The 12,806-nt window shown below is 75.3% G+C and carries 14 protein-coding genes; 4 read left to right on the top strand and 10 right to left on the bottom strand.

Annotated elements, in window-relative coordinates:
- The first annotated feature begins 156 nt into the window (after positions 1 to 156).
- From C5507_RS21405 to C5507_RS21395, 3 genes are all read left to right on the top strand, one after another.
- Positions 157 to 1,359: an outer membrane protein assembly factor BamB family protein gene (locus tag C5507_RS21405; protein WP_104530514.1), complete on the top strand. Its 1,203-nt coding sequence runs from the start codon at positions 157 to 159 to the stop codon at positions 1,357 to 1,359.
- Between the two features lie 75 nt (positions 1,360 to 1,434).
- Positions 1,435 to 2,355 (top strand): alpha/beta fold hydrolase, encoded by a 921-nt coding sequence (locus C5507_RS21400; RefSeq protein ID WP_104530513.1) that lies wholly within the window; start codon positions 1,435 to 1,437, stop codon positions 2,353 to 2,355.
- Positions 2,352 to 3,230: an oxygenase MpaB family protein gene (locus C5507_RS21395; protein WP_104530512.1), complete on the top strand. Its 879-nt coding sequence runs from the start codon at positions 2,352 to 2,354 to the stop codon at positions 3,228 to 3,230. Before C5507_RS21400 ends, C5507_RS21395 begins: the two co-directional genes overlap by 4 nt.
- A 1-nt stretch (position 3,231) precedes the next feature.
- Here C5507_RS21395 and C5507_RS21390 read toward each other — a convergent pair whose 3' ends face one another.
- The 6 genes from C5507_RS21390 to C5507_RS21370 all read right to left on the bottom strand — a co-directional run bounded on the left by C5507_RS21390 (position 3,232) and on the right by C5507_RS21370 (position 8,165).
- Positions 3,232 to 4,095, bottom strand: coding sequence for a RecB family exonuclease (locus C5507_RS21390; RefSeq protein ID WP_242611146.1), 864 nt, complete (start codon positions 4,093 to 4,095; stop codon positions 3,232 to 3,234).
- Between the two features lie 121 nt (positions 4,096 to 4,216).
- A complete protein-coding gene (locus C5507_RS21385; RefSeq protein ID WP_104530511.1) occupies positions 4,217 to 5,446 on the bottom strand; it encodes an HNH endonuclease signature motif containing protein in 1,230 nt (409 codons plus the stop codon).
- A 225-nt stretch (positions 5,447 to 5,671) separates the two neighbouring features.
- Positions 5,672 to 6,529 carry a PHP domain-containing protein gene (locus C5507_RS21380; protein ID WP_104530515.1) on the bottom strand — a complete coding sequence of 286 codons (858 nt, stop codon included), beginning with the start codon at positions 6,527 to 6,529 and terminating at the stop codon, positions 5,672 to 5,674.
- Between the two features lie 7 nt (positions 6,530 to 6,536).
- Complete coding sequence (locus C5507_RS21375; protein WP_104530510.1) at positions 6,537 to 7,214, bottom strand: PH domain-containing protein; 678 nt, start codon at positions 7,212 to 7,214, stop codon at positions 6,537 to 6,539.
- Positions 7,215 to 7,218: 4 nt separating this feature from the next.
- On the bottom strand, positions 7,219 to 7,377 hold the full coding sequence (locus C5507_RS22750) for a hypothetical protein (RefSeq protein WP_165400460.1): 159 nt from the start codon (positions 7,375 to 7,377) through the stop codon (positions 7,219 to 7,221).
- A gap of 164 nt (positions 7,378 to 7,541) precedes the next feature.
- Complete coding sequence (locus C5507_RS21370) at positions 7,542 to 8,165, bottom strand: DUF6758 family protein (RefSeq protein ID WP_104530509.1); 624 nt, start codon at positions 8,163 to 8,165, stop codon at positions 7,542 to 7,544.
- A 72-nt stretch (positions 8,166 to 8,237) separates the two neighbouring features.
- On the opposite strand from C5507_RS21370, the gene C5507_RS21365 reads away from it, so the two are divergent.
- A complete protein-coding gene (locus tag C5507_RS21365) occupies positions 8,238 to 8,666 on the top strand; it encodes an NUDIX domain-containing protein (RefSeq protein WP_104530508.1) in 429 nt (142 codons plus the stop codon).
- 31 nt (positions 8,667 to 8,697) lie between these two features.
- Here the strand turns inward: C5507_RS21365 and C5507_RS21360 are convergent, their stop codons facing one another.
- The 4 genes from C5507_RS21360 to C5507_RS21345 form a co-directional block, all read right to left on the bottom strand.
- Positions 8,698 to 9,207 (bottom strand): MaoC family dehydratase, encoded by a 510-nt coding sequence (locus C5507_RS21360; protein ID WP_104530507.1) that lies wholly within the window; start codon positions 9,205 to 9,207, stop codon positions 8,698 to 8,700.
- Between the two features lie 92 nt (positions 9,208 to 9,299).
- Positions 9,300 to 9,812 (bottom strand): DUF6912 family protein, encoded by a 513-nt coding sequence (locus C5507_RS21355; RefSeq protein ID WP_104530506.1) that lies wholly within the window; start codon positions 9,810 to 9,812, stop codon positions 9,300 to 9,302.
- Positions 9,813 to 9,893: 81 nt separating this feature from the next.
- Positions 9,894 to 11,273 (bottom strand): WS/DGAT/MGAT family O-acyltransferase, encoded by a 1,380-nt coding sequence (locus C5507_RS21350; protein ID WP_104530505.1) that lies wholly within the window; start codon positions 11,271 to 11,273, stop codon positions 9,894 to 9,896.
- Between the two features lie 64 nt (positions 11,274 to 11,337).
- Positions 11,338 to 12,633: a CpaE/TadZ family protein gene (locus tag C5507_RS21345; protein WP_104530504.1), complete on the bottom strand. Its 1,296-nt coding sequence runs from the start codon at positions 12,631 to 12,633 to the stop codon at positions 11,338 to 11,340.
- Positions 12,634 to 12,806: the final 173 nt, after the last annotated feature.

Here is a 12,806-nt window from a genome sequence, read left to right as displayed (position 1 = left end):
CGCCCCCGCCGAGGGAGAGGCGCCGGCGGCCGAGGGCGCCGAGGGTTCGACGGACGGCGCCAAGCCGCGACGCCGTCGTCGCCGCCGGGGCGGTGCCGGGCGCAGCGGCGCCGGCGAGGGTGCCGGCGGCGGCTCGGGCGCCGAGTCCGCCTCCTGATGGAGGACCCGCCTTCCCCCCACCCCTCGCTCCGCTCGGGGCGGGCCCCTGAAGGCGGGCCGTTCCACCACCTCACCAGCCCTCCCCCGCTGCGGGTCTGGGCCTGGACGGTGGCCGCCCTCGTGCTGGCCGTCGTCGCCACCCTGCTCTGGCGGGGTTCGGACGCGGCCGCCACGCACAGCAGCACCGCACGACCGGCCGACGTCCCTCCGGGGGCGCCGGCCGGCGTCGTCTCCGGGGCCTGGTCGGCCGACGGCGACCTGCTGCCCGCCGACGTGGTCGAGGCCGGCCGGGTGGTGGTCGGCTCCACCCGCGGGATCCGGGCGCTGGACCCGGTCAGCGGCGAGGAGGCCTGGCGCTATAGGCGGGACAACGCCTGGCTGTGCGGGCTCACCGCCACCGACGGCGTGGTGGTGGCCGTCTTCCGCACCGAGGACCGCTGCGACGAGGCGGTCGGGCTGGACGCGGGGACGGGCGTGCGGTCCTGGACCCGCAACGTGGACTTCGCCGCTGACGCCTCGCTCGCCTCCACCGACCGCATCGTCCTCGCCGCCAGCCGGGGCGGCGTGGTCACGCTGGACCCCACCGGGAGCAGCACCCGCTGGCGCTACGCCGCCCCGTCGGGGTGCCGGCTGCTCGACGCCGCCGTCGGTGACGCGGGGGTGGTGGTCCTGCAGCGGTGCGCCGGTGGTTCGGCCGCCCAGCTGCGCCTCCTGGACGGCTTCGGCGGCGAGGAGCGGTGGACCCGTGACGTCGTGCTGGACGAGCGGGAGGAGGGGCGCCTGCTCGGCGCGGACTCCCTCGTCGGCGTGCTCGCCGGCGACGAGGTCCGCCTCTTCACCGCCGCCGACGGCACCCTGCTGACGGCGCTGCCCGCGGGGCCCGAGCGGGCGGTGGGCCAGACCGGCACCGCCGAGGCGGTGCTGCTGCACGTCGGGGGGGCACTCGTCGCCTTCCACCCGCAGACCGCCGAGCGGCTGTGGGAGCACCCCGCCACCGGCCTGCCCGGGGCACCGGCCGAGCCCGGAGAGCCGGCGCCGCTGGCCGTGCCGGAGGACGGCGCCGTCGTCCTGCGGGACCCCGCCACCGGCACCGAGCTGGACCGGTTCACCGTCGACGAGCTGCCCGACGGCGGGACCGCCACCGTCGTCGGGCCGGTCGTCGTCCTGCGCACCGACGAGCGGGTGCTCGGCTACCGCTGAGAAAGGCCCCCGTCCCCCTCGCCTCTGGACGGGGCCTTGCGGCACGCCCGCGCGGTTCGGGGTTCACTGGGGACCATGGTCCTGCCCGGCGACTCCGATGCCCGTCCCGTGCTCCTCGCCATCGCCCCCGACGACCTGCGCCAGCTCGCCGAGCACGACGCCGCGCACCGCGACTTCGCCGGTGGTGCCGGACCGCTGGCCGCGCTCGACACCGGCGGGGACGCCGCCCGCGGCACCGTGCTCATGGTCGCCGGGTACACCGGCAGCAAAGAGGACTTCGCTCCGCTGCTGCGCCCGCTCGCCGAGGCCGGGTTCCGGGTGGTCGCCCTCGACCAGCGCGGCCAGTACGAGTCGGCCGGGCCCGACGATCCCACCCAGTACTCGGTGGAGATCCTCGCCGGCGACGTCGTGGCCGTGGCCCGGGTGCTCCGCCAGGAGTCCGGCGAGCCGCTGCACCTGGTCGGCCACAGCTTCGGCGGCCTCGTCACCCGCGCCGCGGTGCTCGCCGAGCCGTCACTGTCCACCACCTTCACCCTGCTGGGCTCCGGCCCGTCGAAGCTGACCGGCCGCCGCGCCGACCTGCTGGACCACCTCGGCCCGCTGCTGGACGCCGGTGGCGTGGCGCTGGTGCACCAGACGCTGGAGCAGGTCGCGATGACCGACCCCAAGGCCCAGGCGGTGCCGTCGCCCACCCGTGAGTTCTACTCCCGCCGCTTCCTGCGCAACTCCGCCGCCGGGCTGCGGGGCATGGCCGCCGCGATGCTCGCCGAGCCCGACCGCGTCGAGGAACTGAAGGCCACCGGCGTGCCCGTCCTGGTGGCCCACGGCGAGGCCGACGACGCCTGGCTCCCGCACGTGCAGGCCGACATGGCGCAGCGGCTCGGCGCGCGGCACGAGGTCATCAACAACTCGATCCACTCCCCCGCCGTCGAGAACCCACCGCGCACCCTCGAGGTGCTCTGCGACTTCTGGGCGAGCGCGCAGGTGCGGTCATGAGCCGCCTCGCACCGCTGCCCTCGCCGGACGACTGGACCGCCGAGGAGGACCGGCGGGGCTTCTTCGGCCCGGGCAGCGTGACCTGGCGCATCCACAGCGACCCCGCGTACCACCTCGGCGGGATGCGGGCACTCATGCTCCAGGCCCTCCACCCGGTGGCCATGGACGGCGTGGCACGCAACTCCGCCGGCTTCAAGGACGACTGGTGGATGCGGATCACCCGCACCGGCCAGTACATGGAGACGGCGGTCTTCGGCACGCGGACCGAGGCCCGCCGGATGGCCGCCCGCGTGCGGGGCTACCACCGGAAGCTGTCGGGGACCGAGGAGACGACCGGACGGGCCTACCGGGTCGACGACCCGGACCTGCTGCTGTGGGTGCACAACTGCGCGGTCGAGTCGATCCTGTCCACCGCGCGCCGGGCCGGTCTCGCGGTGTCCGACGAGGACGCCGATCGGTACGTGGCCGAGCAGGTGGCGTTCGCGCACCTGGTGGGTGTGCCGCTGGAGACGGTGCCCCGGTCGGTGGCCGAGCTCGACGCCTACTTCGCGGCGATCCGCACCTCGCTGGCGGCCACCCCGGCAGCCGTGAAGGGGGTGCGGGACCTCTTCCTCCCGCCCATGCCCGGGTGGCTGCAGGTCCTGACACCGGCCCGGCCGGTGTGGGGCGGCCTGGCGGGGCTCTGCTTCGCGCTGCTGCCCGCCTGGGCCCGGCGGATGTACTCGCTGCCCGGGCTCGCGCTCACCGATGCCGCGGCGACCGCCGGGCTCCGGGCGTTCCGGGCCGGCTTCCTGGCGCTGCCGCAGCAGGCGTACCGCTCCCCGATCGTGCGGGCCGGGTACGCCCGGACGGCGGACGCGGCCGCCGCGGCATGAGTCAGGTGCCGTCGTCGTCCTCGGGTAGGAAGCTCCACGGCTCGCGGGCCGGGACGGCGGCCTGACCGGTCGGGCAGCTGGACCGGAAATCGCACCAGCCGCACTGCTTCCCGGGCACGGCGGGGAACGCCGCGTCGGGGTCCTGACCGGACGTCATCGCCTCGGTGGCCACCTGGATGTCGATCGCGATGTCCTCGGCCCGGCGGGCGTGGTTGGCCAGCGACCGCTCGGTGTGCTCGAAGGCGGCCACGGTGCCGCTGGGGACGTGGTGCAGCTCCACCCGGTTGCACGGGCGGCGCATCGTGCGCCGGACGGCGAGGACGTACAGCGCCAGCGCCTGCGAGCCGCGCGCCTCGTCGTCGGTCGACGCCGTCCGGCCGGTCTTGTAGTCGACGACCACCAGCTCGTCTCCGCGCTCGTCGATGCGGTCGACCCGGCCCGACAGCGTCATGCGCTCGGTGGTGGTGCTGACCGTGCGCTCCCGCGAGCGGGGTTCCTCGGTCGGGTCGACGTCGGCCAGGTAGTCGGTCAGCCAGCCGGCCGCGCGGGCCCGCCAGCGGTCGGACTGCTCGTCGTCCCGGAAGCCGGTCGGCGTCCAGGCCGCGTACAGCAGCTGGCGCGCCGCCCCGGGCGTCCGGCGCTCGAGCGGCAGGTCCCACCACGACGAGAGCACCTGGTGCAACGCCGTCCCGACCGTGTGGTGGGCGAACCGCGGGCCGCGTGGCGGGACGGGTCGGTCGACGTTGGCGAACCGGTAGCGGCGGGGGCAGTCGGAGAAGTCGGCCAGCGACTTGGGCGAGGCGCGCAGCAGCCGGCGCGGCATGCCGGGCAGGACGGCCTGCCCGCCGTCGGTCGGGTTGCGCATGCCCACCACGGTAACGGCGGCCGCTGACAGCGCGGGCTGCACTGAACACCGTCCACGGTGGTCTCGACGTCAAGCCCGGGCTCTGGGGCCACGCTCAGAGCACCAGCTCCCGCCACCCGGCTCAGCCGGCTCGTGACCTCGTGGTCTGGTCGGGGATGCGGGGCAGGAGCAGGATCTCGGTGCCGTCGGGGCGCCAGGTGCGCCATCGGCCGCCGCTATCTCGTTCGACGCGGAAGCCGTGGTGCACCTTGGTGTGGTGCCGTTCGCACAGCAGGCCTGAGTTCTCCAGCGAGGTGTCCCCGCCGTCGGCCCAGTGCACGAGGTGGTGGACGTCGCACCAGTGGGAGGGGGCGTCGCAACCGGCGAAGACGCAACCTGCGTCGCGGGCCTCCACGGCGCGGCGCAGGTGGTGGGGGACGACGCGGTGGGTGCGGCCCATGTCGAGGGGTTGTCCTTCGGGGCCCAGCACGATCCGGGTGATGCCGCCGTCGCAGGCCAGCCAGCGGGCCCGGGCGGCGGAGATCAGGGTGCCGAAGCCGGTCTGGGCGGCGCTGGGGCCGGTGGCGGGGTCGACCAGGTCTTGCAGGTCCACGCGGACCACGACGTGCGGTTTCTGGGTGCGCAGGATCGGCAGGTTGCCGGCGGCCAGTGCGTTGTCGCACAGCTGGACGAGGGCGTCGGCGGACTGCTGGGCGCGGGTGCGGGTGTCCCCGGCGGGGCGGGAGGCCTGCAGGATGGATTCCAGGGCCGCCTGGAACTTCTCCCCGCCGACGGCGTCGAGCTCGCCGCGGAAGGACAGGCTGCCGTCGGTGTGCTTGGCCATGGTCAGCGACCGTTGCTCGGTGGGGTCGGGTTCGGGGCCGTCGGGGTCCAGGCGGGTGAGGTAGTGGTTCACGACCTGCCGGAGTTCGGCGTGCGGGCGGGTGGCCGCGACCTCGGCGAGGGTCGCATCGACGCCGGGCAGGTCGACGCCCTGGGCGTGGGCGGCGGCGAGGTTGTCCGGGGCCACGACCGGGGCGATCGCCGACACCGACTCCGGGCTCACGTCTCCGCGGGCCGCCGCCGAGGCCACGGCCGGCAACTGGGCCAGGGTGCGGCCGTTGCGGACCAGCTGGTTGGCCGCGCCGGCCGGTAGTCGGGCGTGCCCGCGCAGCCAGGAGGCCATCGATGCCTTGCCGTCGTGCTCGGCGGCGCCGGCCAGCTCGCACTGCCGCACGGTGCGCGCCACCTCGGCGGCCAGCCGGTTGTGCATCGCCAGCAGCGGTGCCAGCCGTTCCAGCAGTGCGGGGCCGAACAGGCCCTCGATCCGCTCGGCGGCGAGCGCGTCCAGCGCCTCCTCCAACTGCTGCACGACACCTCCCACGCCGGTTCGATCAGACGTTCGAATTCTACCGCCCACCGACCGGCTCCGCAGCACGAAACAGCAGGTCAACCGCCTGTCCACAGGTTCCCGGGCACTCTTGACGCCGGAGCGGCGGAGCTACCTCGGCGCCAGAGGAAGCAGTCCGGCACCGGGGAAGCCGCTCGAAGGAGGCGGTGTAACCGGGCCGGGAGCTCTGTGCCGCAGGGTCCGGACTCAGTCGCGCAGCGGCGTGGTGCCCGTGCCGGCGGCCAGGAGCCGTTCGAACTGGTCCGGGGCGGTGGTGCAGGCGCCGATCGGGGTGGTCTTGTTCGCCCCGTGGTAGTCGCTGGAGCCGGTGACGAGCAGGTCGAGGTCGGCCGCCAGCCCGCGCAGGTGGGCGCGCTCGGCCTCGCTGTGGTCGGGGTGGTCGACCTCGAGCCCGAGCAGCCCGGCCGCGGCCATGGCGGCCACCGCATCGTCGCCGACGACCCGGCCGCGCTTGGTGGCCAGGCCGTGCGCGAACACCGGCACCCCACCGGCGGCGCACACCAGCGCGATGCCCTCCCGGACGTCGGTGTCGGCCTTGGCCACGTAGTACGGGCTCCGGTGGTGCAGCAGCGTCGCGAACGCCTCCTCCACCGATGCCACCACGCCGCCCCGCACCAGTGCCCCGGCGATGTGCGGGCGGCCGACGACACCGCCGTCGGCGTGCCCCACGAGCTCGGCCCAGGTGACCGGGTACCCGTCGGTGGCCAGCGCCTCGACGATCCGCTCGGCGCGGGAGAGCCGCTCGTCGCGCAGCCGGGCGCGCTCCGCGGCGAAGGCCGGGTGCAGCGGGTCGAACAGGTAGCCGAGCAGGTGCACGCTGATCGGCGGCTGGTCGTCAGGGAACCAGCGGCAGGAGAGCTCCATGCCCGGGACGACGGTCAGACCGGGCGGACGGGCCGCCTCCGCGGCGGCCCAGCCACCGGTGGTGTCGTGGTCGGTGAGCGCCACGACGTCGAGGCCGGCGGCGCGCGCGGCAGCGAGCAGCTCGGCGGGGGTCTCGGTGCCGTCGGACACCGAGGAATGGGTGTGCAGGTCGATCCGCATCACCGCCTCAGCCTGCCGCACCGCCGTGCCGCCCACCCGGCGAGCCGGCGTCACGGCTGCCGCGGGGCAGCCCGGGAATCGGCTCGGTGTCCCGTCGCTCCGGGTTCCCGTCCCGGGCCTCCGCCGGGGGATCGACGTTGCCCTCGTCGTCGCCGCTGGCCGCGGCACCTCCCCAGTCGCTGGTGAACAGCAGCCCGCTGACCTGCCGGTAGAGCGACCCGGCGTCGGGCAGGAACGTGATCTCCGACAGCGCCTGCTGCTGGCCGGCCGACTCGAAACGGAACGTGCCGTAGCCCAACAGCTGGCCGAACAGCGTCTCCTTCCAGGTCAGGTCGGTGATCCGGCGCAGCGGCAGCAGGGTGACGGTCCGGACGATGACGCCCGAGGTGAGCAGCACCCGCCGCTTGCTGACGATGAAGTGCCGCATCCACCACTCGCCGATGCGCAGGGCGTAGAGGGCCAGGGACCCGAGGACCAGGAGCATCCCGACGGTGCTGGTGACCCGGTTCTCCGGGTCCAGCACCAGCAGCCAGCCGCCGACGAGGAAGACCGGCAGGAACCGGGCCGTCGGCCCGACCAGGACCGCCCAGTGACGGCGGGTGACGACCACGGCCTCCTCGCCGTCGAGGAGGTACTTGCCGACGTCCTTGGCCGCGCGGGCCGGCAGCCCCTCGGGCGCTCCCACCGGGTCAGACCAGGCTGCCGACGAACTCCGACAGCGACGACGCCGCGGAGCCGAGCGCCTCACCGGCGCTGCGCACCAGTTCGGCCGACTTCTCCGGCTGCTGGATGACGTAGAACAGGATGAAGGCGACGACCACCCAGGTGAGGACCTTCTTGAGGTTCACCGCCACCTCCGTGGTGTGAGGGCAAGGGCAGGAAAGGCCTGCTCGGACAGCCCGCCGGAGGATGCGGCGGACGCGTTCGTCCCATGAGTAACACAGGCCCCAGGACCCACCGGGCCGACGCGCCGACCATGGAGGAGCCCGTCCGGTTCCGGGGAGCCGCCCGGTCACCTCCCCGGCAGCAGGTGCTCCCCCGGCGGGCCGAGCGGCAGGTCGGGGTAGATGCGCTCGCGCAGGTCGAGCAGCTCCAGCTGCTCGGCCAGCAGCCAGGCGGCGTTCATGGGCCAGGTGACCACCCAGAGCCACACGCCGTAGGCCTCGCCGACGAAGGCCGCCCGGTCGTCGGTGGTGGGCACCGCCCACAGCGGCGCCCGCTGGCCGGCCGCCTTGATGTCGACGCTGCTGGGGCCGGTGATGACGTCGCCGGGGTCCAGCCCCGGCAGGCCGGCGTACCCGCAGCCCACGCCGGTCCCCGGCTCCTCGGCGACGAGTACCAGCTCCGCCGACCCACCGAGAGGGGCCGGTCCGGCACAGTCGACGACGATGGCCCGGGCGCCCGGCTCCCCGCCCCACGCCAGCCCCGTGACCGCCCAGCCGGACGGCATCGGATCGGGCACCCAGGCGGGCACGAGGGCGTCGGCGGTGACGGCGGCGATCGCGTCGTGCGCGACCAGCGTGGTGTGGTGGAGCGGCGTGACCGCGCCGTGCACGTGGCACCAGGCGTCCGCCGCGGACCCGTGCCGGACTGCCAGCGCCTCGCCGCAACGGGGGCAGACCGGCGAGGCGCTCATCGGGGACAACCGTCGCGGGAGGCCCCGGTTTCGTCAAGCGCAGCAGGTGCGCACGATGCGTAACCTGCGCTCGTGACGGCCGGCGAGCACGGGGATGCCCGCCCCGTGGTGCCCTGCGTCGGGGCGATCGTGCACGACCGGGCGCACCGCCTGCTGCTCATCCGCCGCGGGCAGGAGCCCGGCCGCGGGCTGTGGTCGGTGCCGGGTGGCCGGGTGGAGCCGGGCGAGACGGTCGCCGAGGCGGTCGAGCGCGAGGTGCTGGAGGAGACCGGGCTGCGGGTGCGTGCCGGGCGCACGGTGGGGCGCATCCGGATCGACGCCGGGACGGTGCTCTACGACGTCGTCGACCTGGCCTGCGAGCTCCTGGAGCCCGACGCGGTACCGGTGGCCGGCGACGACGCCGCCGACGTCGTGTTCGCCGACGCCGCGACCCTGGCGGGCCTGGCCTGCACGTCGCGGCTGGTGGAGACGCTGTCCGGCTGGGGCGTGCTGCCCGGCTGACCGGTCAGCACCGCGCCGGCCGGCCCCTCGTTCAGCCGCAGGGCGTGGGCTCCGGGCGGCCCGGCTGCTCGCCGCCGCGGGCCTCGCCGTAGGACTGCTTGGGCACCATGACCTTGCGCCGGAAGATGCAGACGACCGTGCCGTCCTGCTTGTAGCCGATCGTCTCGACGTGGACGACGCCGCGGTCGTCCTTGGACTTCGACGGCGTCTTGTCCAGCACGGTGGTCTCGCCGTAGATGGTGTCGCCGTGGAAGGTCGGCGCCACGTGCCGCAGCGACTCGATCTCCAGATTCGCGATCGCCTTGCCCGAGACGTCGGGGACGCTCATGCCCAGCAGCAGCGAGTAGATGTAGTTGCCGACGACGACGTTCTTGCCGAAGTCGGTCGTCTTCTCCGCGTAGTTCACGTCCATGTGCAGCGGGTGGTGGTTCATCGTGAGCAGGCAGAACAGGTGGTCGTCGTACTCGGTGACGGTCTTCCCGGGCCAGTGCTTGTAGACCGCGCCGACCTCGAACTCCTCGTAGTACCGACCGAACTGCATGTGCTGGCTCCCGACGTCGACGCTGACAGACGGGTCGTGATCTTACGGACGGCGGGTGGTGCCGCACCCGCGGGCGGCCGCCTCCTCCGCGGTCAGAGCAGCTCGAGCGCCGAACCGATCTCCTGGGTGGCGTACCAGCCCAGCTCGTGGCCCTCGGCCTGGTCGACGACGAACTGCGCGTCCTCGCTGCCGAGGTCGGCCTCCAGGACGACGTTCACCGCGGCCCGGACGTCGTCCTCGGCGTCGGCGTCGTCGAGGTGCGCGCTGGCGACGTCGGCGAGGGTGATCTCCCGCTCCAGCCGGGCCGCACCCGGGTCGACGTGCGGGTCGTCCATCGGCGTGACCGCCGCGTCGGGCACGTCGGCGGCGAGCACCGCGCGACGACGGACGGCCATCGGGTCGAGGTCGAGCAGGCGCAGGCTCGCGCGGGCCGCGGCCAGCAGGGCGGCGTACTCCAGCTCCTCGGTCTCCGCGCCGGCCTCGCTCACGGCGTAGAACTGGCGCAGCTGCGGGGTGACCGCGAAGACGGTCTGCGGCGCGGGCAGGCGGCCCTCGTCCACGAGCGTCCGCAGCACGGTCGTCGTCGCCGGCAGGTACACGCGCACCCGGCTTCCCCCTTCGTCGTTGGAAGGGCGACCGTATCCGCCCGGGACCGGCGCGCCGCGCGGCGGCCGGGCGGGCGCCCCTCAGGCCGAGGTCTCGACCAGTTCGGCGACCTGCTGCTCGATGAGATCGGCGAGCACGTCGACGTCGCCCACGCTGTCCCGGTCGGCGTTGAGGCCGAAGAACACCCGGCCGTCGAAGGAGGTCATGCCGATGGAGAGACCCTGCCCGCGGGCCAGCGGCACGACCGGGAACACCTCCAGCATCCGGCCACCGGCGGCGTACAGCGGCACCTGCGGACCGGGCACGTTCGTGATGACCAGGTTGAACAGACGCCGGGACAGCCCGCGGGCGGCGCGGGCGCCCAGCGCGTGCAGCGTCGACGGCGCGAAGCCGCTGAGCGCGATGAGGCTGTCGGCGCCCACCGACCGGCCGTGCTGGGTGATCCCCCGCATCGCGTAGGTGAGGCGGGCCAGCCGCACCCGCGGGTTCGGCTCGCCGACCGGCAGGTCGACCAGGTGCGAGGTCACCCGGCTCCCCGGCGCCCCCTCGTCGTCCTGCTCCGAGACCGGGACGAGCGCGCGGACGGACGTCCCGCCCACGACCGGCTCGCCGCGGGAGAGCAGCCACTCGCGCAGCGCGCCGGTGACCACGGTGAGCAGGACGTCGTTGACCGTGCCCCCGTGCGCCTTGCGCACCCGCTTGAGGTCGTCGAGGTCGGCGCAGGCGACGGCGACCCGACGCTGCCGTCCGACCGGCGCGTTCAACGGGCTGTGCGGCGCCGGGAGGATCGCCGAGGTGGCGGTCCGCAGCAGCCCGCCGGCCAGGCCACCGAGCCGGGTGGCGGTGGTCCGGGCGTCGGTGACGGCGGCGCGCGCCGCCCCGACCAGGGACGACGGCCGGCGGCGGTACTCCTCCAGCGCCCCCCGGACCAGCTCCATCCCCGACGGCAGCGGCCGCGGGTGCCACGGGGCGGGCTCGGGGGCCGGGGCGTCGGGCGAGACGTCGAGGAGCACCTGCGAGATGTCCACCGCACCCAGCCCGTCGACGAGGGCGGGGTGGGTCTTGGTCACGACGGCGACGCGTCCGCCGCTGAGCCCCTCGACGAGGTAGGCCTCCCACAGCGGACGACGGGGGTCCAGCGGCCGCGAGGTCAGCCGGGAGACCAGGTCCAGGAGCTGGGTCTCCGTCCCCGGCCGGGGCAGCCCCGACCGGCGCACGTGGTAGGCGATGTCGAACTCCGGGTCGTCCACCCAGACCGGGTCGGCCAGGTGCCCGGGCACCGCCGCGACGCGCTGCCGGTACCGCGGCACCAGGGACAGCCGCGCCTCGATCAGCGAGGACAGGGCGTCCAGCCCACCGGGGGGCGCCTCGAGGACCAGCACACCGCCGACGTGCATCGGCGCGCCGGGCTCGTCCAGGTAGAAGAAGGACGCGTCCAGGGTGCTCAGGCGTTCGACCATGGGTCTCCTTCCGGGCCGGTGCCTCACGCTACGTCGCGGGACCCTGCTGGCGACACACCGACGATCAGCCGGCCCTACGGGTCAGCAGCCCCCGGCGGCCCGCCGCCGGGGCGCGCACCCCCGCGAGATCGGCGGCCAGCGCGCGCAGCCCGGTCCGCAGCGGGGAGCCCGGCGCCACCTCGGCCAGGGTGCGACCCGCGGCGAGCGCAGCATCGGTCGAGCGGCGGTCGGCGGGCAGGAAGAAGCGCGGCCGGCGGCCGGTGAACCGCTCGAGCGCGACGGCGACCTCCTCCCGCGGGTCGCCGGGCACCGGACCGCGGCGCAGCTGGTTGACCACGAGCACGGGCTCGACGTCGGGCAGCACCTCGCGGAGCTGGTCCAGGGCCCGCACGCAGCGCTGCAGCGCGACCGGGTCGGCGCCGGTCACGCACAGCACCGTGTCGGCGTGCTCGAGGATGGCCAGCGTCGCGCCGTTGCGCCGCGGTGCGACGGTGTCGAAGGAGAGCTCCTCGTCGTCCTCCACGCTGAACGCGCAGTCGACGACCGTGAGCCGGGCCAGCCGGCGCGCCTCCTCCAGGACCGCGGTGACCGCCGTGGGGCGCAACTCCGGCCACCGGTCGGCGCGGGCCAGACCGGTGAGCACGCGCAGGTGCGGGCGGACCGCCCAGGCCAGCGACACCAGGGCGCGCGCGTCGAGGGTGCCGGCGCCGGCCTGGCGCGCGGCGCCGGCCAGGCCCGGCGACTCGTCCAGCAGGCCGAGCACCTGCGCGACCACCCCGCCGTGCACGTCGGCGTCCACGAGCAGGGCGGGCACGTCCAGCCGCGCGGCCTCGTCGGCGAGACCGACGGCGACGGTAGTCCGGCCGGGTGCGCCGGTGGCGCCCCAGACGGCGACCACGCGACCACTGCCGTCCGCCACGGGGACCGGCTCGTCCGCCGGCGCGACCGGCGCCGGCAGCGCGGACCGCAGATCGGCGACGTCCCGGCCCTGCACCGGCGCGCCGGAGACGGCGTCGCGGAGGGCGGTGGCGATCGCTTGCGGATCGGCGTCGGCGGGCAGCACCTGGAGGACGCCGAGCTGGCGCAGCCGCTGGGCCGCGCGCTCGTCGCCGGGCTCGACCAGCCCGACCACGGCGACGCCGGCCGCGTGCAGCCGGGCCACGGCGTCGCCGTCGAGCCGGCGGAGCTCGGCCGACAGCAGCGCCGCCTGCCCGGTGCCGGTGGCCGCGGCCGCGAGCAGCTCGGCGACGTCGACGCAGCGGCGGACGACCGTGACGCCGTGGTCGTCGCGGTCCAGCGCGCCGACCAGCTCCGACTCCCACCCGGCCCCGGTGACCGCGGTGAAGACCTGCAGCGCCATCAGCCGGCCGGTCCCGCCGGCGCCGGCGCCGGCTCTGGAGCCGGGGCCGGGGCGGGCCGGGGCGACTCCGAGCCGTAGGCGAAGTCATCCGACCAGTCCTCGTCGTGGGGCGCAGCCTGGTAGCGGGCCAGCTCGTCGGCCAGCTCACGTTCCCGTTCCGTGTCCGACACCCG

The sequence above is a fragment of the Blastococcus saxobsidens genome, assembly GCF_002938435.1.
GTDB classification, from domain to species: domain Bacteria; phylum Actinomycetota; class Actinomycetes; order Mycobacteriales; family Geodermatophilaceae; genus Blastococcus; species Blastococcus saxobsidens.
This window is presented reverse-complemented; position numbering and strand designations above follow the sequence as displayed.

What these genes read in the sequence shown, in the direction of transcription:
- C5507_RS21350 (WP_104530505.1), bottom strand. Translation starts at nt 11,273, where the DNA reads ATGGTCGAACGCCTGAGCACCCTGGACGCGTCCTTCTTCTACCTGGAC.
- C5507_RS21360 (WP_104530507.1), bottom strand. Translation starts at nt 9,207, where the DNA reads ATGCAGTTCGGTCGGTACTACGAGGAGTTCGAGGTCGGCGCGGTCTAC.
- C5507_RS21345 (WP_104530504.1), bottom strand. Translation starts at nt 12,633, where the DNA reads ATGGCGCTGCAGGTCTTCACCGCGGTCACCGGGGCCGGGTGGGAGTCG.
- C5507_RS21395 (WP_104530512.1), top strand. Translation starts at nt 2,352, where the DNA reads ATGAGCCGCCTCGCACCGCTGCCCTCGCCGGACGACTGGACCGCCGAG.
- C5507_RS21380 (WP_104530515.1), bottom strand. Translation starts at nt 6,529, where the DNA reads ATGCGGATCGACCTGCACACCCATTCCTCGGTGTCCGACGGCACCGAG.
- C5507_RS21390 (WP_242611146.1), bottom strand. Translation starts at nt 4,095, where the DNA reads ATGCGCAACCCGACCGACGGCGGGCAGGCCGTCCTGCCCGGCATGCCG.
- C5507_RS21400 (WP_104530513.1), top strand. Translation starts at nt 1,435, where the DNA reads ATGGTCCTGCCCGGCGACTCCGATGCCCGTCCCGTGCTCCTCGCCATC.
- C5507_RS21405 (WP_104530514.1), top strand. Translation starts at nt 157, where the DNA reads ATGGAGGACCCGCCTTCCCCCCACCCCTCGCTCCGCTCGGGGCGGGCC.
- C5507_RS21370 (WP_104530509.1), bottom strand. Translation starts at nt 8,165, where the DNA reads ATGAGCGCCTCGCCGGTCTGCCCCCGTTGCGGCGAGGCGCTGGCAGTC.